The sequence below is a fragment of the Halorubrum ezzemoulense DSM 17463 genome (genome assembly GCF_002114285.1).
GTDB classification, from domain to species: domain Archaea; phylum Halobacteriota; class Halobacteria; order Halobacteriales; family Haloferacaceae; genus Halorubrum; species Halorubrum ezzemoulense.
Genome location: NZ_NEDJ01000012.1, coordinates 40,389 through 60,008, shown reverse-complemented (window position 1 = coordinate 60,008; position 19,620 = coordinate 40,389). Strand labels below are relative to the sequence as shown.

The following is a 19,620-nucleotide window of genomic DNA, read 5'->3' as shown; positions in this document are numbered from 1 at the left end:
CGTCTTCGGCCTCACGTAGCAGTTCATCGATTTCTTCCTCAGTCAAGTGATGCTCAATCTCTTTTCGACGTGAGCGCTCCATTACTCTTCTATCAAGCTTAACTAACAAAAGTTTTCATACTCATTAACGGCATCCGGGCGGCCTCCCATGATAGTGCGTCCTTGGTAGGTAGGCCAATCAGAGCCACGCGTTCTATGACGCTGTTGAATCATCGGCCTTTGACCACCCCAGTACCTCTTCACGCACGCTGGGGACTTAGCAGGCTTTCATCCCATCAGAGTAGATTGGGCAGGATATCAATAATGTCTATTCATCTACGAAATTAACGTTCGTGATCTCAAACCGTGCTCCACCGTCAGTCCCGTCCGTAACGCGAATCTGCCAGTCGTGAGCATTGACAATCTGTTTGACAATATTCAGTCCGAACCCAGTTCCATTTGCCGACTGCGAGTAGCCGACCTCAAAGACAGCGTTGCGTTCGTCGGTCGGAATGCCTGCCCCATCGTCTTCAATAAAGAACCCGTCAGTTAGTTCTCCGACCGTCACTGTCACTTCTGGCCCACCGTGTTCAACCGCGTTTCGAAACAGGTTCTCAAATACTTGCTTGAGACGACTGCTGTCTGCCCACACGGTTCGGTCGACGGTAGTAATTACGCGTCCCTGCTCCATCTGAACGTTCTCCCGACACCTCTCAGCTATCGTGTCGAGATCAACTGGCTGAGTGTCACTCACCTCTTTATTATTCCGAGCCAAAATGAGAAGATCTTCAATCAGCGCCTCCATCCGATCTAGTGCTCGGCGGACACTGTCGAGATGGTCGCTATCACACTCGTCGGCCACCAAGTCAAGATGCCCGGTAGCAACGTTCAGCGGGTTCCGAAGATCGTGAGACACAACGCTGGCGAACTCCTCTAGTCTCTGTTGGCGTTCTATCCGCTGAGTAATATCCTGAGACGTGCCGCGCACACCAACGATTTTGCCATCCTCACGCCAAGGCTCGCCGCGGGTACGGACCCATCGCACCTCATCGTCAGCTTTGACGATGCGCGACTCCAAGTCGTATGGTTCCCCATCAGTTAACACTCGCTCGACGGCATCCTGAATCGTTGTCTGATCTTCAGGATGATAGAACTCGACTGTGTTCTCGACTGTTGGTTCAAAGTCCATGTTGACGCCGTAAATCTGGTAGACTTCATCGGTCCATCGGAGTGACTCTGTTCGGCGGTCAAGCTCCCAGCCACCGATGTCTGCGACGGTCTGGGTCTGGGAAAGGAACTCGTTGGCCTGCTCAAGTTCTTGATTTTGCTGCTTACGAGTCGTGACATCACGATATAACCATATGTTCGCTTCACCTTCGGACAGGGTATATGGCACGTAATCACGTTCCAACACGCGACCATCTGTGAGTTGGAGTTCTTCGTTTTGAACCAGCTCCCGGTGTTCAAGTCGCTCGGAAATCACTTCGATGAACGCCTCTGGGTCGGTGAATCGGGATTTAAATTCTTCAGCTGCTGTGGCGCAGTCGCGTCCAATTACTTCCTCACTGTCGATCGGAACGCCAAGTGTTTCGCCCAACTGGCCGTTTGCCATGAGTACGTCACGTTCAGCGTCTTCAACGAGTACGCCCATCGGCAGATTTTCGACGATTGTACGAAGAACAGTATTTGTCTGTTCAAGCTCTTGTTTGCGCTCTTTACGCTCGCTGATATCACGCAAAATCCCAACTGACCCCTCGAAAAACTCCCCTTCGTAGGGTAAGACGCCCATGTGATCCTCACAGGGGATTGGTTCCCCTTTGGCGGGCTGGACCTCAATCTCGAACTGTACACTATCGGGGCCGTTCGACGAAAGAAGCCTCCCGAGGTGATCTTCCGAGCGGTCGACCACCTCCGATGATTTAATTAGTGTTGGTGACGCTCCAATAATTCTCTCACGGTCGTACCCAACTATTTCGATGAACGCGTCGTTCACGTATTCGAAGTGTCCTGTTTCATCAAGTACGTAGACCGGATCGTTGAGAGTCTCGACGAGTGTGCGAAATTGAGTGAGTGCCATCTCCTGTTCTTGTTCCACAGAGCGATCCCGTACTGAACAGACTAGCTCACTGGTCTCCGTCTGAGCAACGGTGTGATCCTCAACGAAGGTCGTTCCGTCGGCTCGGAGCCCAGTTGTCTCCCCGCTCCAGTAGCCGTCTTCGGCGACAGTCGGCAAAATAACGTCCCGCACCATCGCTGTGTCGCTGTCGGGGTAGATCAGTTCCCAGTGTTTCCCCTCCATCTCGTCGGGGTCATATCCGTAGATGTCTGCGTAGGCCTGATTGACGTAGATATACTCACCGTCCTCATTAAGGATGCTAATGCCTTCTTGCGCCGTTTCAATGGCTTTGCGCTGCCGTTTGCGCTCTTTTTCCGCACGATATCGTTCGACGGCGTTTCGCAGTCGGTTCGCCAATACAGTATACTGGTCAGCTACACGCTTTTTTTGGAGATAGTCAGTCACGCCAGCGGAGATAGCCTCACCAGCAACCTCCTCAGAACCCTTGCCAGTAAACAGCACGAATGGCAGGTCAGGGGAGTTCTCTCGGACGGATTTGAGAAACTCGATACCGTTCTGTGTAGGCATATCGTAATCAGAGACGATACAGTCGAAGTCGCCACAAGAGAGATGTTTTAACCCCTCACTGGCGCTCGTCGCCGTCGTGACGGTGAAGCTATCATCCTCGCGTTTCAGAAACTCCGCAGTTAACTCAGCGAAGTCTGGTTCATCGTCGACATGAAGCACGTGGATGCTTGCTTCACTGTTCATGAACGAATACAATAATGGCTGGATAATAACACTATCCAAGCATCTCTCAAGACAGAAATTCAGAGGGTTGCCGACACGCGGCATTTCACCGGGATAACAGCGGAAACTCGACGGCACAGCCGACACTCGCTGACTCCGTTAACCTTTGCGTAGCACATTGTTGATAGACTGCGGTCTTGCGGCTTGCGGTGTATGAATCAAAATAGGGGTTCACGGTAGAGATGCCTAGAAGGTCGATTAGCCCTCGGCTCAACTAGCGACGACTGTACTAACAATCTCCTACAGACGAGCGACCGTACAAGAAACGGGGGTTTTCTGAACACCTACATTAGAACTAAGTCTAACCCTAATAATAGGCCTATATAGAGATGGCGAAAACGAGAGTCAGTCAGGGGGCGAACGGGCAGTACAGGGTTACAGTTCCGAAAGGACTCGCCGAGGCTATGGATCTTGACGGAAAGAGACTCAACAGGAAGGTCAAATCGGGAAGCTCTCTAGAGGTGACGGTCGTCGATGAGTAAAGCACTCGCGTGAATCCGGAAGTCGAAGGGTGACGATGATGACGTTGGGCTCGAAGACCAGCGTGGGCTGGTCCAAGGTTTCGCGAAGGACGCCGCCGACGAGGTGGAGGTTCTCGATCTCTGGATCCACACTGGCTTCTCGACGATGACACGAGATAATTCGGCGGGCCTCCTAGACCAGAACGATCGCGTTCAAGTATGCGTCAGCGATCTTGAAGCTGGCGAGTATTCGCACCTCGTGGTGTGGGACGATCGACGGATCTGCCGCGACGAGCACTTTTTTGTGATTCAGTATCAGTACCTCACAAAGCATTGCCAGTTAGCGTGACCTGAACCACCTGTTATGTTGTGATGAGTCGTCGATCACGGTTGAGCAACGCTGATCGAAGACGGAGTTGTCGCTGTCGGCGGCGGTCAGCCGCCGACGCGACAGCGTTGCCACTTGCGAAGATGCTTGCTCGGTCAGTGACTACCGGTGGAACCGGTCGTCAGATGGCCGGTTCGCGCGGACGACCCGACGCACTGCGAGGGCAGTTCACGCAGCCCGTCGAACCATATTGACGAACTCCTTGTACGGCCACCACCAGAGGCGACGTCCGCCTCGGCGGGGCGTCGCCAGGTCTTGAACACATCTTCAGCAAGCAGACGTTCTAACTAACTCGCTTTGTGAGGTACTGAAGATGCGATCGGCTGCGAGGCTTAGAGGCTGGTGCTAGTTCATCGTTTGTCCAGTCGGGCGAATCATGAGTTCGTTGACGTCGACGTGTTCGGGTTGGTTCGTTGCGTACACGATTCCACGGGCAATGTCTTCGGGAGCTAGCGTTGGCATATCCACTTCGGAAAGTTGTTCAAGCAGTTGCTCGTCAGTAATGTGAGTCGGGAGCTCAGTATCAACCGCACCCGGTTCGATGACCGTGGTTCGGATGTCCTGTGGCGAGAGTTCCTGTCGAATGGCATCGGTGAAGGCAGTGACACCGAACTTCGTGGCGTTGTAGCCACTTCCGTTGGTCATCGTTTCCCGCCCCGCAACTGACGAGACGTTGACGACGTGGCCACCGTCTTGCTGTTGCATGATGGGGACCACAGCGTGCGTGAGATTCATCAGCCCTATCAGATTCACTTCGACCATCTGCCGGAGATTCGACCGGTCTGCTCGTTCCAGTGGCTCGAGAAGCATCACGCCGGCGTTGTTCACGAGGACATCGATCTGGCCGTACTCGTCAATAGTCGTCTCGACCAGTGTGTCAATATCGTCTTCCTCCGTGACATCGGTTTCGACGACGAGTGCGTCTCCACCTTCCGTGGTGATTCGGTCCGCGAGCGCTTCGAGTTCGTCGACACGCCGTGCTGCAAGCACGACGCTTGCGCCCTCTGTGGCAAGTGCTTCGGCAGTCGCCTCGCCGATTCCTGAAGATGCGCCAGTTACAATCGCAACACTGTCGGAAAGGTACTTGCTGTCAGTCGATAGGTTATCAGACATCAACAGAAGATATGTGATACCGGAAGGAGCGAGTTGTGCTTACCAGTAAACCCATTTATATAGACAAATGACCATACTTCACACTCCAGGGTATTGAGCGGGATTCTGATGGAGTCACACTCCGCTAAATTAAACGCTGGGTGCGACAACCTGTGGGGTCAGAGGGTGCGAGATCAGACGACAGTCTGGCGAAAAGCGACCGAGAGACAAGATTTACTCACATGGAACAGTCGATGGAATCCCGAAAGAGTCCGAGGCTACTGCGGCAAGACACTCATATACTGCTGTGGACCAACAGTCTCGCTTATCAGCTGCCTCTCAGCTCTGCGCAGGAGATCAGACGCCGCGGCGGCTGAGACATCGAGTTCGGACGCAAGATCATCCGTCGTGAATTCACGCGGAGAATCGTAGTACCCCTCGGCGAAGGCGATCGAGATGGCCCGGTACTGCTTGTCGGTCAACCCGAACTGGTCGCGTTCGCCGTCGTTCTCGGGGTCTGACGCGATCTTTAACAGCTCGAATGGAATGTCGTGGACCTTACATCGATCTCGCAGTGTGGCTAACGACTCGTAATCCGAGAACACCTTCTGTTCGCGAATCCCTTCGCTGGTCACTGTTGCATCCATGACAACTCCCTCAATTTCTTCTGGGTCGTGAGACCGGGCAAGATTCGAGTCATCTCTCACGATGAGTTGATAGAACCAGCCGTCGGCGGTTTGTCCAATTTCCATCGCATTGATAACCTCCGTAGCCGAATCCAGTTTTCGATCGAACACACCGTGCGAACCTGTATCGACAGTTACCGTCATCAGTATCTTGTTATTGTTGAGAATAAACGGGTTCGAGATCGATAGCTCACCGCTTGGAATCGCTTCTGCAAGTCCAACGAGTGGGAGCGTGCGGTCAGCCAGGAGAATCTCGGCGACGAGTACCATGGGTGATAGTTGGCTTCGGTCTATTTAATTTCGAGTTTCCACGCTGGGGAGACTCACTGTGGTGCTTTCACCGTCTCGGTTGTCTCGAAGTCATACTCGACGCCAGTCAGCTTCTCGCTCACGTCCCAGAGTCGCGCTGCGTCATCTACTGATGTCAGTCGCTATTCAAGTGAAAGTTTCTGTGGTCTGATCGTGGTCGCGTTAAGTTAGAGGATGAGGCGGACAATTTCTGAGTGGCTATGCCAGAATTCGGCCGCCTCAGCGAACGTATCACGTGGATCGACTTGCCGTTTGTGGAGCGAGGTCGAACGCCTCGCTGGGCGATTGAACTAGGGCTCCGCTGTCATTTGGTCGGTATGTCACTTCGTGAGGCAAGTAAACATCTTGAACTGTTTGGGATCGATCGGAGCTACGTTGCGGTTCATAACTGGGTTCATAAAGCCAATCTACAGCCGATCTCAACCGTCTCCGAGAATCAACTCGCGGCTGACGAGAAGATGATCCGCCTCCACGGCCAGCAGTTCTGGCTGTACGGCGCGGTTGATCCACAGACGAACGGGATCCTCCCCGTGAGCCTCTTTCCAACCACAAATAAACAGACGACGCGATAGTTTCTCACCGAGCTACACCGGCGCTATCAGCTCGATAACGTGGAATTTCTCGTCGATGACGCAGACTATCTCGGCTCAATCCTCGCTGAAGACGGCTATCGATTTTAAGTCATTCGGCATGGAAGTTGGAATGCCATCGAACGTGTCTTTTGAGAAATAAAACGACGAACATCTTAGTTTGCGAACAGTTTTAGCAATGTCGCGTGAGAGACAGCTCAAAACTGGCTCGAAGCCCTCGCCGTCTACCACAATTCACGTCAAAATTAACACGACCGCAAGGTCAGATTTCTTGCCGGCATCTGCGACTTGATTAGTAATTTGTATTTTGTCTCACATATTGAACTTAGATAGGAGCAACAATTACAGGTATGTCGGTGAACAGCCCACATTTGTCGTTTAATGAGCAATTATATGTAGTAAAGCCTTCCAATGAGTGATGGCACGACGGCATTCACGACGGTCTGTGCTGAACGCGGCGGCTGCCGGCACCGCGGTTTCACTTACCGGCTGTCTCGGCGGCGACGATGGCGGCCAAACAGTGCGGATTTCTGGTGGCGTCGGGCCACTGCCGATGGTACAGGTGTGGGCTGACATCTATGCTGAGCAAAGCGACCTTGCCTTCGATATCTCCGGCGGCGGCACTGGGGTCGGAGTGTCAGATCTGTTTAATAATCAGGTTGATGTAGCAATGATGGGGCGTGAACCCTTTGAAGAGGAACTTGAACGCGGGCTGGTCGCGGTGCCGATGTTGATCGACACCGTCGTGGGAACGGTTAATAAAGACAACCCGGTTATCGATCAGATTCAATCACAGGGGGTAACTAGAGCGGAGTTAGAAGCAATATTTACTAAAGAGATCACTAACTGGGGAGAACTGTTTCCAGACGCCGGTGTTGACGCCGAGATCGTCGTCTACGGCCGTTCGGACGCCTCTGCGGCGTACAAAAAGTGGGGTGAGTTCCTCGGCGGCGAAGGCGACGCCTACACACAAGACGATCTTGAGGGACTCTCGGACGGCAACTTCAATGGCGATCAGCCGGTTGCCCAGTCGCTCGGCGAGAGCGAGAACGCCATCGCGATGAACAACGTCAATTACGTCTACAATCTCGACAGCGGCGAACTCGACGGTGATATCCGGCCGATTCCCCTTGATCAAAACGGTGACGGACTCTCTGAATCGGAGTCGTTCTATCAAACTCGCGGCGAGTTGCTCGCGGCCGTTGAGCGCGGCGACTACCCGGCACCGCCGGCCCGCGAGATGTGGCTCGCCGCAAACGGCACGTTCGACGCCTCTGTCGCGCCGTTTATACAGTGGGTGCTCACTGACGGCCAACAGTATGTCTCCGAAAACGGTTACGTCCCTCTAACGGAAGACCGTCTTGAAGATGGACGAGCGACCTTGGAAAACAACACGGAATCGTGACCACCGACACCGACAGTCTGCGGAAGCGGGCTCGGTCGAGCCGCCTCGGCCGACGGCTGCTTGCCGAACGCTACAGTAGCTACTGGCTCACCCTGGCGGGGTATCTGGCGATCGCGCTGTTTGGGGGGATCACACTACTACTGTTCTACCGATCGCTGCCAATCCTCTCGGAGTATCCGCTGAGTTCGATGTTAACCTCTACAAACTGGGACCCTGCGCGGAACAATTTCGGCTTTTTGCCGGCGATCGTCGGTACCGTCTACGTCACCGCACTCTCGATGGTAATGGGGGTTCCGATTGCGCTCGGTGCGGCGATCTATATCGCCGAGTACGCTGAAGGGCGAACAAAAACACTCGTCGCCGCACTGATCGATGTGTTGGCGGCGATCCCGAGTGTGATCTTCGGGCTGGTCGCACTGATCGTCGTCGTGCCGTTTATCGGTAGCTACGTCGCCCCGGTGTTCAACGAGAGCACCGCTGGCGTCGGCATCTTTACTGTCAGTCTTGTGATGGCGATCGTCGTCACCCCGTTTATGACCTCGCTGTCGGTCGAGTCGCTCGAATCGCTCCCCGACGAGCTGCGGGAAACGTCGCTCGGCGTCGGCGCAACCAAGTTTGAGACGATCCGATCGGTGTTGCTTCGGGCGGCTGGGCCTGGGATTTTTTCGGCGATCTTACTCGGCTTTGGGCGCGTGTTCGGCGCGACGATCGTACCAGCGTTGCTGATCGGCGGCCAGACACAGATTCCCACCTCGGTCTTCTCGACCGGCCAGACGCTGCCAACGCTGATCGTCAATGATTTCGGCGAGCTGATGTCGCTCCCGCTCACACAGTCGGCGTTGATATTTGTCGGGCTGATGCTCGTCGTCGTCGTCTGGCTGTTTAACTTCGGGGCGATGCTCGTCCAGCGGCGGCTCAAACGGCGGTGGCAGTACCAATGAACCGCTATACCACACAGCGACTGTTCGGTATCGCGGTGCGGGCGGCCGCCCTGCTTGTCGTCGGTGTGTTACTGTTGGTCATCGGGGTCACCGTCGTCAGAGGTGGGGGCGTGTTGCTTGCCGATCCATCGATTGTACTCACGCCACCCGGCTCGCGATACATGCTCGAAGGAACGGGAGGCTTTCTACATGCAGTGCTTGGCAGCCTCTTTATTGTCGGCCCGGCAACCATCGTCTCAATGGTGGCTGCGGTGTCGACGGCGGTCTATCTCCAGAGCGACTACTCCAGTAAACGGTTTTCCGACGCTGTGAACATGTTTCTCAACGTGCTGTGGGGTACCCCGCCAATCGTCTACGGCGTCTTCGTGTTGACGATCATCATCGCTACAGGTGCCCAGACAAGTTTATTTTTCGGCATCGTCGCTATCGCTATCTTCCAGTACCCGATTATGACGCGCTACACCGACGAGGCGTTGCGTGCAGCCCCGGAGACGGTTCGAGAATCGACCTACGGGCTTGGTGCGACCCGGTTTGAGAGCATGCGGATGACCGTTCGGGCGGCCGCACCAGGCGTTATCGCCGGCTTGGTGATGGGGTTTGCCCGCGGTATTGGCGATGCGGCAACCGTGCTGTTTACCACCGGCCGAAGCACCCGGATGCCTGGTGGACTGTTCGAGGCGGCGACGACGCTGCCGGTGCTCATTTTCGATCAGGCGATGTCGTTTAATCCTGAGGTTCGTTCCCACGCCTACGCGGCGGCGTTCGTGTTGACTATTGCTGTGCTCGGCTTGATCCTCCTCTCGAAGCTGTTAGCCGGCCGCTACGCGCGATATACACCCGGAGGAAACAGATGACAGAGATCCCACTCACGACAGACCAGCTTTCAGTAACGTACACCGGCGACCGCGAAATCGAAGCCGTCAAAGGAGTCTCTATCGACTTCCCGGCCAACACGCTCACAACAATTATTGGCCCTTCCGGCTGTGGGAAATCGACGCTGTTGAAATCGCTCAACCGGCTTCACGATATTCAAGAGAACGTTGAGATCGACGGTGATGTCTTGCTCTCCGGGGACTCGGTGTACAATACCAACGTGCCAGCCCCGGAGATACGCAGACAAATCGGCTACGTTCCCCAGACCCCGACCGCACTGCCGGTGTCGATCTACGAAAACGTTGCCTACGGGCTGCGCATCCACGGTGACTACGAGTCGAAGGCCGATCTCGACGAGAAGGTCGAAACCTATCTCCGGAAAGTCAACCTCTGGGATGAGGTCGCCGATCGGCTTGACGCGCCGGGCGCGGAGCTATCAACCGGACAAATCCAGCGGCTCTGTGTCGCCCGGTCATTGGCTGTCGAGCCGGACGTGTTGCTCTGTGACGAGGTGACCTCCGCGCTCGATCCGGTGTCGGCCGAAAGCGTCGAGAAGACGCTCAGAAAATTAAAATCCGAGTATACGATTATTCTTGTCACCCACAGTATGGCTCAGGCACGCCGACTCGCCGACGAGGTCGTGTTCCTCTATCTCGGAGAGGTTATCGAGAGCAACGACGTTCAGTCGTTCTTCGAAGATCCACAAGAGGAGCGGACAAAGACGTTTATTGGCGGTACAACACCGGTTGACCGCGACGACACACCTGCCGAGCAGACGGCCACACCACCGGCCCCTGACGGGAGTAAAGGGTCGACTGCCGGCGATGACAAGCAGTGAACAAGGTAGTAAAAATAGAGTCTATCTCTAGACCCGTATTTGAGGGGGCGGAAGTAGTTGACAGACGGACTTAAAGAACAATTCAGGCAGATATTGATCCTGAGGAAGTGAACGGAGATTCTCAAATCATAGAGCATCAAGATACGAACTTTCGATTGCTAGATCAAATTGATTCGCAGATAGAGTCTGGTGAACGGAGGATCAGAATAATAAGTATTGGGTTGATAATTATCTGATTGTCTCTTCAAATGGTCCAGAATATTTAAAATTTGCGTTCTTTCAGGCGTAGTGTTCAGATAAGCTGGTTCCATGCGAAAGCGAATGATCTGAACCACTCGTCAGCAGTTTCTGCTTTGGCGTTTCTAAAATAGTTTGAGAACTGGCAGTTCTGCGTTTTACCTCACGAAAGACACGTTCGGCGCTGTTCCGATTTCCATGTCGCTCGTATCTGAAATCGAGGTCGTGTTTGCGACAGGCTTTCTGGAGTGAAGCTGATCCATCTATGAGAACGGTTGCGTTATCCACGTCGTGTTTGTCACAGAGATCAGTGAAAAACCGATCTGCGAGAGCGTTATTTGTTGTCGGCTCAAGCTGTGTATGAAGCAGATCGTTCGTTTCCGGATCGACAGCAGCGTACAGCCAATATTGTTCATAGTCAAGCCGAATCACAGTCTCATCAACCGCAATGTGATTCGGGCTCCGACCAGATTCCGGCTGTAGATCGGCTTTGTGAACCCAGTTGTGAACGGTGGAGCGCACTCGTCCAACACCGAATACCCCAGGAAACGAAACAGTATTTGAAAACGATAATCCTGCTGAATGAAGCTGAATACTGAGCTTCATCAACAGCCGCGGTGTTGCCTCTCGCTCCACAAAATCTAACTTGATCTCGTCTAAACAGCCGTTGAGGCGGTCGTTTTCGGGCATAGACACTCTGAAGACGCACCGCCTCACTTTTCAATCCTTATCTGAACACCGCGGACATTTCCGGGGGTTGATTGAATGGATAGCAGTCCAACCCTCGTGCTGTCTTGCGGTTTGGTAAGAATCCTGTAGCGCCCATGTTTCTGACGCCGAGCGGAACGAGTAATCAAAACTGGGCCAAAGGATTTGAGCCACGAGAGACGTAGCGCCGAACGGAGCGAGGTGACCGTCTCTCAGAGGCTCACAATCCTGTAGCGCCCATCCGTTTCTCCCGCGAGTTCACCCCTCGGTGGGGAAAACCTCGTGAAGCGTGTGATGGGAATCCCCGAGATCGTTGAGGAGCGATTCGCCCGAGTCGGCGAGTCGAGCCAACGATCGCTCGGCGTCCCGGACGGCCACGAGGCGTCCTCGAGTGTACGCGTATTCCGGGTCGTCCGCGTCGAGGGCTGCGACTGTTTCCTCTAAGTCGACGAGTGCGGCGTCAAGATGTCGTTGGAGTTCCGTTAGGGACTCGGCTGCCGAGAGGGCGGCGATCGGTGTGTCTCCGTCGAGTTTATCACCGATTTCCTGCTCTGCGTGCCGTCGAACCGCGTCGTCCGAGTTTCCGAGGGTGTTCATAAGCCCGAGCCGCAGGGCTTCGATTTCGTCACAACTCATCGTGGATCGAAGTCTGATTGTCGGTCATATTGTCTGGTGAACGAGGTCGCTAACGATTCGGTCCCGCTCGACGGCGGAGACGATTCGATCGGCGTCCTCATCGTCGCAGGTCCCGTACCATACGCCGTCGGGATACTGCGCGACGATCGGGCCGTCGCCGCACTGATCGAAACACGACGATCGCGTGACGTGAACGTCTGCGTCGGCGTCTCGCGCGGCCTGACGGAGTTTTTCCAGAACGGCGGGCGAACCGTCCGCCGCGCACGTCTGGTTCGTACAGACGGCGAGGTGGGTCTCAGGCGCGTCGTGAGCGTGCGGTTCGTCGGCGACGTCGTCGCGATCCTCGTGTGCCTGCTGGTGAGTTAGTGCGCGGAGCATCGCACGCGCTCCTCCTTCGTCTTCCTCGTACCCATCAAGCTCTACTTTGTACTTACACGTGTCACACGACATGTCGACCGAGCCGGTCCGCGCCTCTTGCCACCGGTCCGAAAGAACGTCTAGCAGACGGGTGTCCGTTCCAAGCGGGTCGCCGGCCGCGGCGTCGACGTACGGGTACTCTGCGTCGAACTCAGCTGCCCCCTCGCGGATCCGACCGGTCAGGACGCCGTCGCCGAGCATGTACGGCAGCACGACGATTACATCTGGTCGGGTCTTTGCGACGTCGTGGAGCACCTCGTCGAGGAGCGGTTCGGTGACACCGATGAACCCGGCTTCCACCCGATCAAACGAGCGACCCTCGTACAGCAATCTGGCGAGCTTGTGTACGTCGGCGTTTGAGTCCGGGTCTGAGGAGCCGCGAGCACAGACCACGACGGCGACGTCGTCGTCGTCGCGGTCGACCCCCAACTGTGCCTCCACGTCCCGCGACCGATCGTCGAGGAGGTCGAGTATCGCGGGATGAATGCCGAGGTGCGCGCCCGCATGGAAGGTAACGCCCGGGTGTTCGCTTCGCGCTCGCTTCATGGCGAGCGGGAGGTCGTTTTTGACGTGACTGGCCGCAAACAGCGACAGCGGCACCATCGTTATGCGCGACGAACTGTGCGCAAGCGTGCCGATGGCGTCGGGGATCGACGGTTCCGCGAGTTCGAGGAACGCAGCGTCGGTCGAGACGCCGAGACGATCCTCGAGACCGGCCGCGAGTTCGCGTACTGCCTCGTTCGACTTGTCCCGACGAGAGCCGTGGCCGACGAGCAGTGCTGTCTCTTCGTCGCCGATTCCGACGGCGTCTGCCGTCCGGCTCATGAGTCTCCTCCGTCCGTGTCGATCGGTTCGATAAGGCTTCCCACATCGAGGCCTGTGGCCCGCTCGACGCTTCGGAGCGCCTTTTGACGACGGCTTGTCGCGAACAGCCCGCTGTCGCCTGCGCCCTCGTAGACCCATTCAGCGAACGCGGCCGTGTCGCCGTCAGCGACGCCGAACCAGTATCCGCCCGACGACGACGGTTGCGGTTCTTCGGAGTCGAACCCCGCCACGTCGAGCGATGTCCGGATCCGCTCCAACAGCCGGGCGTCGTCGTGGACGAACGAGATGCCGACCGAGGCGCTCGACTCGCGGAAGCAGACGACGCCGCACGCCTCCAACAACCCGCGAAGCAGCTCTCGACGGTGGTCGCGGAGGGCGTCGAACCGATACCCGCCGGGATCCGATCCCACCGGCAATCCGAGCGCCGCAGCGGCATTCGCGGCCAGCGTCGGGTCGATGATCTGTACCGTGTATTCGTCGGCCTGCCGGGTGACTGCCGTGTCATGTGCGAAGTCGCGCTCAGCGATCCGATGATCGACGGTTCCGCCACCAGAGATCGCGGACAGGCGGCGTGCGGCGTCCTCATCGCTGACTTCGATCTCGATCCCCTGATCGGTCACTCGTCCGCCGCCGGCGACGTGGCCCCAGAAATAGGCAGTCTCCGGGTGACGGGCGAGCATGTCGTCCGGCGTCGTCTCGACGGCGCTCATATCTCGCCCTCGCGTTCCTCGACGCTGATCGCGTCCAGCGGACAGGCCGTCGCGGCTGCCTGTGCCTCGTCGATACGCTCGTCACAGAACGTCGCGGCAGCCTTGTCGGAGGTACGTTCGACCGAGGTCACGGCGTCCGCGGGATCGAAGCCTACGAGCCCCCCGTCGGCCTCGACGAACCGATCGTCGCGGACGAGGCAGGCGAAGACGCCGTCGCAGGCGTTCAGATCGACGGAAACGCGGTACGTCGTCCCGGTGTCGACGTGCTCAGTAGTCATATTTGCTCTCGTAGCCGCGCGGGGTGATCATCCGGCCGTCCCAGACGTACGTCTCCTCGTTGCCGACGAGCAGCGTGGTCGTCATGTCGATGAGGTCGGTCTCGCCGAGCGACTTCAGTTCGCCGAGTTCGACGATTTCGACGGCCTCGTCGTCGCGCCCGGCGCCGTGGACGACACCCACCGGCGTGTCGGCCGGCCGGTGTTCCGAGAGGATCTCGCAGGCCGTCTCGAAGTTCTCGCGTCGCTTCCGGCTCCACGGGTTGTATATCGCGATCGTGAACCCCTCTGCCGCGACCGCGTGGAGTCGCGACTCGATGTCCGCCATCGGCGTGAGGTGGTCCGACAGCGAGATCGACACCGAGTCGTTGACGAGCGGCGCGCCGACGCGAGCGGCACACGACTGCGCGGCCGGGACGCCGGGGACGACTTCGAAGTCGAGCGCCGATGCCGTCGCACCCTTCGACTCGATGATTTCTAAGGCGAGTCCGCCGAGCGCGTACACGTTCGGATCGCCGGAGCCGACGATTGCGACGTCGTTGCCCGCGAGCGCGCGGTCGACCGCTTCTTCGGTCCGAGAGACTTCGCCGCACATCGGCGTGTCGTACAGCTCGTCGGCGGCCTCGGTGACGTCGTCCGGAATCAGGTCGATATACGTTGTGTATCCGACGATGTGTTCCGCCTCCAGTAGTGCCGCCTTAGCACGCTGCGTCATTCCCTCCGGCTGCCCGGGGCCGAGTCCGACGGCGAACAGCCGTCCCGGGTTGGCGTAGAAGTCGTCAGCGGTCGATCCGACCTTCTCGTCCGTCGCCGAAGATTTCGTACTACCACACGAGGAGGTGCCGTTGGAGTCGCTCGCGCCGCACGACGGCGACGACGCGCTAGTGTTTTCCGTCGCCGCTCCCCCGTCGGTGGCCGCGTCGTTCGCTGCGCGGCCACCGTCGATCGCCGTCTCGGGATCGCTGCCGCCGCAGTTCGAGCTCGATTCGTCCGTCGGTCCGCAGGTGGTGTCACTCATTGTCAGAAGTCGTCGACATCTCGCCCGCCACGCGGGGTGACGAGGAACTGGTCGTAGTCGTTCTCCCAGATTTCCGTCTCGTGGGTGCCGACGATCAGGGATGTGCCCATGCCGCCGACCTCGTCGTCGTGGTCGGTCGCCTCGCCCAGTGTCGTCAGCGTGTACGTCTCGTCGTCCAAGTTACGGCCGGCCTCGCCGCGCCCGGCGTCGTTGACGATCGCGACCAGGGCGTCGTCGGTGCGGTGTTCCCGGAGCACCTCGATCGCGCGCTCGTAGTCACGCCAGCAGTTGTAGAGGACGATCGAAAAGTCCGACACCGCCGCAGCGCGAAGCTTCTCTGCGATTTCCTCCCAACCGCGCCACTTGTCCGACAGCGAGATCGTACAGAAGTCGTTCGAGAGCGGCGCGCCGACCATCGCGGCACCGCCGAGCGCGGCCGTCACGCCGGGCACGATCTCGATTGGGACGTCGTCGGCGTCGTCCTCGTCGGCCATCAAATAAACGAGATCAGACTTCCCGTACACGTTGGGATCGCCCCCGGAGACGTGCGCCACGTCTTGTCCGTCTCGGACGCGCTCGAACGCCTCCCGGGCGAGTTCGATCTGCTGGCCCATCGAGGACCGAACGATCTCGACGGTCTCGCCGTCGGGATGGGTGCCGACGTTTCCGACCGTCCAGCCGGCGTGGTCGGTACTGTCGTCGACCGAGCCGACCGCGGCACCGCCGTCCGTGGCGGCGGCATCCTCCGTCCGCGACTCGGGCGGAATGGTGCCGTCCCGCCGGAGGAATTCTTGGTAGAGGTTCGAGGCGATGACGCAGTCGGCGTGGCGTATCACGTCGCGGGCCCGCTGGGTCATCGCGTGCGGGAGTCCCGGACCGATACCGACGACGTACAGCGTTCCCATGCCGTCCGGCGCCTCGTCCGCGCCGCCGGGAGACGAGCCGTTACCGGTCATCGCCCCACCGCCACGGTCACTTCGTTCTCGTAGCTGGTCTTCTCCGTAACGAGTTCGTGGTCGGCGCCGCCGGCGATGGCGCTCGCCTCGGCGACGCCCGGCCAGCCGATGAGCTCTTTCGCCTTCGACGGCGTCGGTCCCTCGAATTCGAGCAGGGTCTCCTTGTCGAACGCGACGACTCCGACGTCACGCGTCGCGGCCGCGGCGAGAAGGCCTTCCTCATCGGCCTTTCGCGTCCCAGTGGCGACGAACTCGACATCGGCCCAGTCGCGATCGACCTCGGAGAGCGCTCGGTCCCAGGCATCGAGGAATCGGCCTTTATCCGCACCGGAAACCGAGCCCGTACCGAGGACGACCCCATCGTCGAGGTTGCGTTTGAGGACCGTCACGTCGTCGTCGACCAGCACTGCCCGCGGCCCGTCGAGCCGTCCGACCGGGCCGAGTTCGTCGTCGAGGACGGCTAGGTTCGTCGCGACCGTGGAGTCACCGTTGACGACGTGTGCGGACAGCGCCTTCGCTTGCTTCTCGACGCCCTGTTTGTCCGCTGCTTCTGAGGCGGTGGTCATCGCCGGCACAGCGCCGAGCGTCGCGAGGTCATCTGCCACTTGATTGGCGCCGTGGTGACCGCCGGTGATCGGGATCGCCCAAGTAAGCTCCTCGTCGATCACGACGATCGCGGGGTCGTCCCACTTGTCGTCGAGCAACGGCGCGGTCTTCCGCATGGCGATCCCGGAGGCCATCAGTCCGACGAAGCAGTCGTACTCGCCCCAATGCTCGGCGAACACGTCGCCGTGGTACTCGATCACGTCGATCGACTCGTAGCGGTCGCCGATCTCCTCGACGATTTCCTCGGCGGTATCGAGCTTCCGCTCAAAGCTGATGACCGCGATCTCTTCTGCCACTTCGCCGTCCGAATCCGCCGTCGAACAGTGCCCGCCGCCGGAGTCGTCGGTCGCGTCGGTGCTACTCGCGTTCGTTCCGTCGTCGCTGTCGGTGCTCATTAGTCGTCTGCCTCTGTTTCGGTCGTCTCCGCGGCGCCTCCGGCGCTATTCGATCCGTCGCTCCCCGCGTCGGCTGCTCCGCCGTTCGCCCAATCGCCGTAGAGGAACGACCGCTCGTACCCCTCACCCGTCGCAGCCTCGCCGATGAGGACCATCGCGGACGCGCGGTAGCCCGCCGCCTCCACCTTCTCGCCGATGTCGGCGATCGATCCGGTGATCACGTCCTCATCGTCCCACGAGGCGTGATAGACGACCGCGACCGGCGTGTCCGGGTCGACGCCGTCGCGATCGAGCAGGCGGTCCATCGTATCACTCACTGCGTGGGTACCGAGGTAGATACAAGTCGTCACGTCGCCCATCTCGACGAATTCGGCGACGTGGTCGTCCTCGGCGTCAAGTGTCTTCCCTCGTGGACGCGTGAACGCAACGTGGTTCGCGACGCCGTTCAGCGTGAGTTGGGTGCGCAGCGTCGCCGCCGCCGCGAACGACGAGGTGACGCCGGGGACGATATACGCCGGGACGCCCTCGCTTTCGAGCGCGTCGATCTGCTCGATTGCGGCGCCGTACACCGCTGGATCGCCGCTGTGGAGTCTAACGACGGTACGACCGCTCTCGTGGGCGTCCCGCATCAGCGGAATGAGCTCTTCGAGGTCTTTGCCTACGGAGTTCACCAACTCCGCGTCGGCGCAGTGTTCCTCCAAGAGCGCGCTGGAGACTAACGACCCGGCGTGGACGACGAGGTCAGCCTCGTCGACGAGCTCCTTGCCGCGCACGGTGAGGAGCCCGGGGTCGCCTGGGCCGGCACCGATGAACGGAATCCCCTCTTGATCTTCGCCGGGGGTGTACTCGTGGACCCGGGGATCGAGTTCGCCCGCCGTCCGGTCGCCGACGCCGTCTATGGCCGCCTGCGAATCGACCGGACCGTCAGTCATCGCCGACCTCCACGTCGGTGGTCGCGGAGACGCGACCGTTCGTGTCCACGTCGGCCGCGAACTCGTCGGTCGCCCGCGACGTTTCCAGCCCGCGGCGTTTGGCGTACGCGAGCGTGTAGTAGTCGCGGTCCGCCACCGCCTCGGCGTCGTCGGTGATGACCGTTTCGCCCGCGTCCATGAACAGCCGCCGTCCGAACCGCACGTCGTAGCCCGCCCGATCGAGCTGGCGAGCCGTCTCAGGGGCGTTGGTCACTTTGAATAGGATCATCCTGTCGGGCCCGGTCGGCGCGTGTCCGCCGGCGGCCTCGCGGAGCGCGAGTCCGGCGCCGGCTTCGACCTCGACGTTGAGTGCCGTCGCGAACGCCGTCATCGCGCTGATCCCGGGCACGACCTCCACGTCGATGTCGGGATGGAATGCGTCGAGAGTCCGTCTGAGGTGCCCGAACGTCGAATACACGTTCGGGTCGCCGAGCGTGACGAACGCGGCGTCGCCGGCGCGCGCTTCTGGGGCGATTTCGGCCGCGGCCTCCTTCCACGCCTCGCGCAGCCGCTCTTCGTCGCTCGTCATCGGGAAATCGAGGTCCCCGATCCGGCTCTCCGGGACGTGCTCGGTCGCGACCGCCCGCGAGAGTCGACCCGGAGAATACACCACGTCGACCCCGTCGAGGATCTCCCGTCCGCGAACGGAGATCAGGTCGGGATCGCCGGGGCCGAGCCCCACGCCGTACAGAGTCATGCGACGCCTCCGGCACGGACCCTCCGAGTCATTCGCTATCACCCGGCTTTTCACTAGGTCCTGGCTCTTCGCTGGACCCCGGCTCGCCGACGAGCATGTACACAGGGTTGTCGGCGTCGAAACTCGTCGCGCCTGCCAGATCGTAGCCGGTCGCCATCTGGAGGCACAACACTTCATCGAGGAGGTCGCGGTCGCGGAAGGCTCGGGCCGCTTCACCTGCGACTTCGAGCCGAGACACGTTCATCACGATCCGGTCGTAGCCGGCGGCGACGGCGTCGTCGAGAACTCGCTCGTAGTTTCGTGATCCCCCGAGGAAAACCACGTCACCGTCGTCGGGAAGTCTCTCCGGCGCCTCGGCGTTCACGAGCCGCACGTCGGCGCCGTACTCGTTGGCGTCGAGGTTCGCTCGGGTCGCTTCAACCCGTTCCGATTTCCGTTCGAGCGCCGTTACCCGCCCCGCTCGGCGGGCGGCTTCGATCGTTACAGCGCCGGTACAGGAGCCGACCTCGACGAAGTGGTCGTCGGGACCGAGCGCGAGCTTCCGCGCCAACACCGCCCGGACCTCCGGCTTGGTCGGTCCCGCTTTCGCGTCGTTCGGAAGGTTTGTCGCCTGCATTCACGCTACACAAGTGAACAACGCCACAAAACAATTTTGGTTGTTTTTACTAAAGTTGGCTTTACAAAGGCACCCTCGAGCGGCTCGATCAGAGCAAATGCGCTGTGAAACAGACAACAAGACTT

General features: G+C 59.0%; 18 protein-coding genes and 3 pseudogenes. 5 read left to right on the top strand and 16 right to left on the bottom strand.

Translation table 11 applies throughout. The annotated features are described in order from the left end of the window. Nucleotides 1–307: 307 nt before the first annotated feature. The 5 genes and pseudogenes from B9H04_RS05565 to B9H04_RS05550 form a co-directional block, all read right to left on the bottom strand. Entirely contained in the window at nucleotides 308–2,806 is a 2,499-nt protein-coding gene (locus tag B9H04_RS05565) for a hybrid sensor histidine kinase/response regulator (protein ID WP_049933005.1), read from the bottom strand. A gap of 477 nt (nucleotides 2,807–3,283) precedes the next feature. After that, nucleotides 3,284–3,457 carry a hypothetical protein gene (locus B9H04_RS18950; RefSeq protein WP_162141825.1) on the bottom strand — a complete coding sequence of 58 codons (174 nt, stop codon included), beginning with the start codon at nucleotides 3,455–3,457 and terminating at the stop codon, nucleotides 3,284–3,286. Nucleotides 3,458–3,796: 339 nt separating this feature from the next. Beyond that, a pseudogene (locus tag B9H04_RS17900) lies at nucleotides 3,797–3,946 on the bottom strand (ISH3 family transposase); the annotation flags it as partial. 93 nt (nucleotides 3,947–4,039) lie between these two features. Further along, the gene (locus B9H04_RS05555) at nucleotides 4,040–4,807 is read right to left on the bottom strand and encodes an SDR family oxidoreductase (protein ID WP_049933004.1); all 768 of its coding nucleotides are present in this window, start codon (nucleotides 4,805–4,807) and stop codon (nucleotides 4,040–4,042) included. A gap of 257 nt (nucleotides 4,808–5,064) precedes the next feature. Beyond that, entirely contained in the window at nucleotides 5,065–5,742 is a 678-nt protein-coding gene (locus tag B9H04_RS05550) for a helix-turn-helix domain-containing protein (protein WP_049933003.1), read from the bottom strand. Between the two features lie 239 nt (nucleotides 5,743–5,981). Here B9H04_RS05550 and B9H04_RS05545 point away from each other — a divergent pair. From B9H04_RS05545 to B9H04_RS05525, 5 genes and pseudogenes are all read left to right on the top strand, one after another. Continuing rightward, a pseudogene (locus B9H04_RS05545) lies at nucleotides 5,982–6,560 on the top strand (IS6 family transposase). Nucleotides 6,561–6,789: 229 nt separating this feature from the next. After that, on the top strand, nucleotides 6,790–7,776 hold the full coding sequence (locus B9H04_RS05540) for a PstS family phosphate ABC transporter substrate-binding protein (protein WP_049933002.1): 987 nt from the start codon (nucleotides 6,790–6,792) through the stop codon (nucleotides 7,774–7,776). Continuing rightward, nucleotides 7,770–8,717 carry a phosphate ABC transporter permease subunit PstC gene (gene pstC / locus B9H04_RS05535; RefSeq protein WP_049933001.1) on the top strand — a complete coding sequence of 316 codons (948 nt, stop codon included), beginning with the start codon at nucleotides 7,770–7,772 and terminating at the stop codon, nucleotides 8,715–8,717. The genes B9H04_RS05540 and pstC overlap by 7 nt, the downstream gene beginning before the upstream one ends. After that, nucleotides 8,714–9,571 carry a PstA family ABC transporter permease gene (locus tag B9H04_RS05530; protein ID WP_049933000.1) on the top strand — a complete coding sequence of 286 codons (858 nt, stop codon included), beginning with the start codon at nucleotides 8,714–8,716 and terminating at the stop codon, nucleotides 9,569–9,571. The genes pstC and B9H04_RS05530 overlap by 4 nt, the downstream gene beginning before the upstream one ends. After that, nucleotides 9,568–10,428, top strand: a complete 861-nt coding sequence (locus tag B9H04_RS05525) for a phosphate ABC transporter ATP-binding protein (protein WP_049932999.1) — start codon at nucleotides 9,568–9,570, stop codon at nucleotides 10,426–10,428. Before B9H04_RS05530 ends, B9H04_RS05525 begins: the two co-directional genes overlap by 4 nt. 292 nt (nucleotides 10,429–10,720) lie before the next feature. Here the strand turns inward: B9H04_RS05525 and B9H04_RS05520 are convergent. From B9H04_RS05520 to cbiT, 11 genes and pseudogenes are all read right to left on the bottom strand, one after another. After that, nucleotides 10,721–11,355, bottom strand: a pseudogene (locus B9H04_RS05520) (IS6 family transposase). Nucleotides 11,356–11,631: 276 nt separating this feature from the next. Next, nucleotides 11,632–12,009 (bottom strand): DUF3209 family protein, encoded by a 378-nt coding sequence (locus tag B9H04_RS05515; RefSeq protein ID WP_049932998.1) that lies wholly within the window; start codon nucleotides 12,007–12,009, stop codon nucleotides 11,632–11,634. Nucleotides 12,010–12,033: 24 nt separating this feature from the next. After that, entirely contained in the window at nucleotides 12,034–13,251 is a 1,218-nt protein-coding gene (locus tag B9H04_RS05510) for a CbiX/SirB N-terminal domain-containing protein (RefSeq protein ID WP_049932997.1), read from the bottom strand. After that, a complete protein-coding gene (locus B9H04_RS05505) occupies nucleotides 13,248–13,961 on the bottom strand; it encodes a hypothetical protein (RefSeq protein ID WP_049932996.1) in 714 nt (237 codons plus the stop codon). Before B9H04_RS05505 ends, B9H04_RS05510 begins: the two co-directional genes overlap by 4 nt. After that, complete coding sequence (locus tag B9H04_RS05500) at nucleotides 13,958–14,239, bottom strand: ferredoxin (protein WP_049932995.1); 282 nt, start codon at nucleotides 14,237–14,239, stop codon at nucleotides 13,958–13,960. The genes B9H04_RS05505 and B9H04_RS05500 overlap by 4 nt, the downstream gene beginning before the upstream one ends. Then, a complete protein-coding gene (gene cobJ, locus B9H04_RS05495; protein ID WP_085682518.1) occupies nucleotides 14,229–15,254 on the bottom strand; it encodes a precorrin-3B C(17)-methyltransferase in 1,026 nt (341 codons plus the stop codon). The genes B9H04_RS05500 and cobJ overlap by 11 nt, the downstream gene beginning before the upstream one ends. A 2-nt stretch (nucleotides 15,255–15,256) precedes the next feature. Next, complete coding sequence (locus tag B9H04_RS05490; protein WP_049932993.1) at nucleotides 15,257–16,210, bottom strand: precorrin-3B C(17)-methyltransferase; 954 nt, start codon at nucleotides 16,208–16,210, stop codon at nucleotides 15,257–15,259. Continuing rightward, a complete protein-coding gene (gene cbiG, locus B9H04_RS05485; protein ID WP_049932992.1) occupies nucleotides 16,207–17,211 on the bottom strand; it encodes a cobalt-precorrin 5A hydrolase in 1,005 nt (334 codons plus the stop codon). Before cbiG ends, B9H04_RS05490 begins: the two co-directional genes overlap by 4 nt. After that, nucleotides 17,211–18,143 (bottom strand): cobalt-precorrin-4/precorrin-4 C(11)-methyltransferase, encoded by a 933-nt coding sequence (locus B9H04_RS05480; RefSeq protein WP_049932991.1) that lies wholly within the window; start codon nucleotides 18,141–18,143, stop codon nucleotides 17,211–17,213. Before B9H04_RS05480 ends, cbiG begins: the two co-directional genes overlap by 1 nt. After that, nucleotides 18,136–18,879, bottom strand: coding sequence for a cobalt-factor II C(20)-methyltransferase (locus B9H04_RS05475; RefSeq protein ID WP_049932990.1), 744 nt, complete (start codon nucleotides 18,877–18,879; stop codon nucleotides 18,136–18,138). The genes B9H04_RS05480 and B9H04_RS05475 overlap by 8 nt, the downstream gene beginning before the upstream one ends. 28 nt (nucleotides 18,880–18,907) lie before the next feature. Further along, nucleotides 18,908–19,495, bottom strand: coding sequence for a precorrin-6Y C5,15-methyltransferase (decarboxylating) subunit CbiT (gene cbiT, locus B9H04_RS05470; protein ID WP_049932989.1), 588 nt, complete (start codon nucleotides 19,493–19,495; stop codon nucleotides 18,908–18,910). Nucleotides 19,496–19,620: the final 125 nt, after the last annotated feature.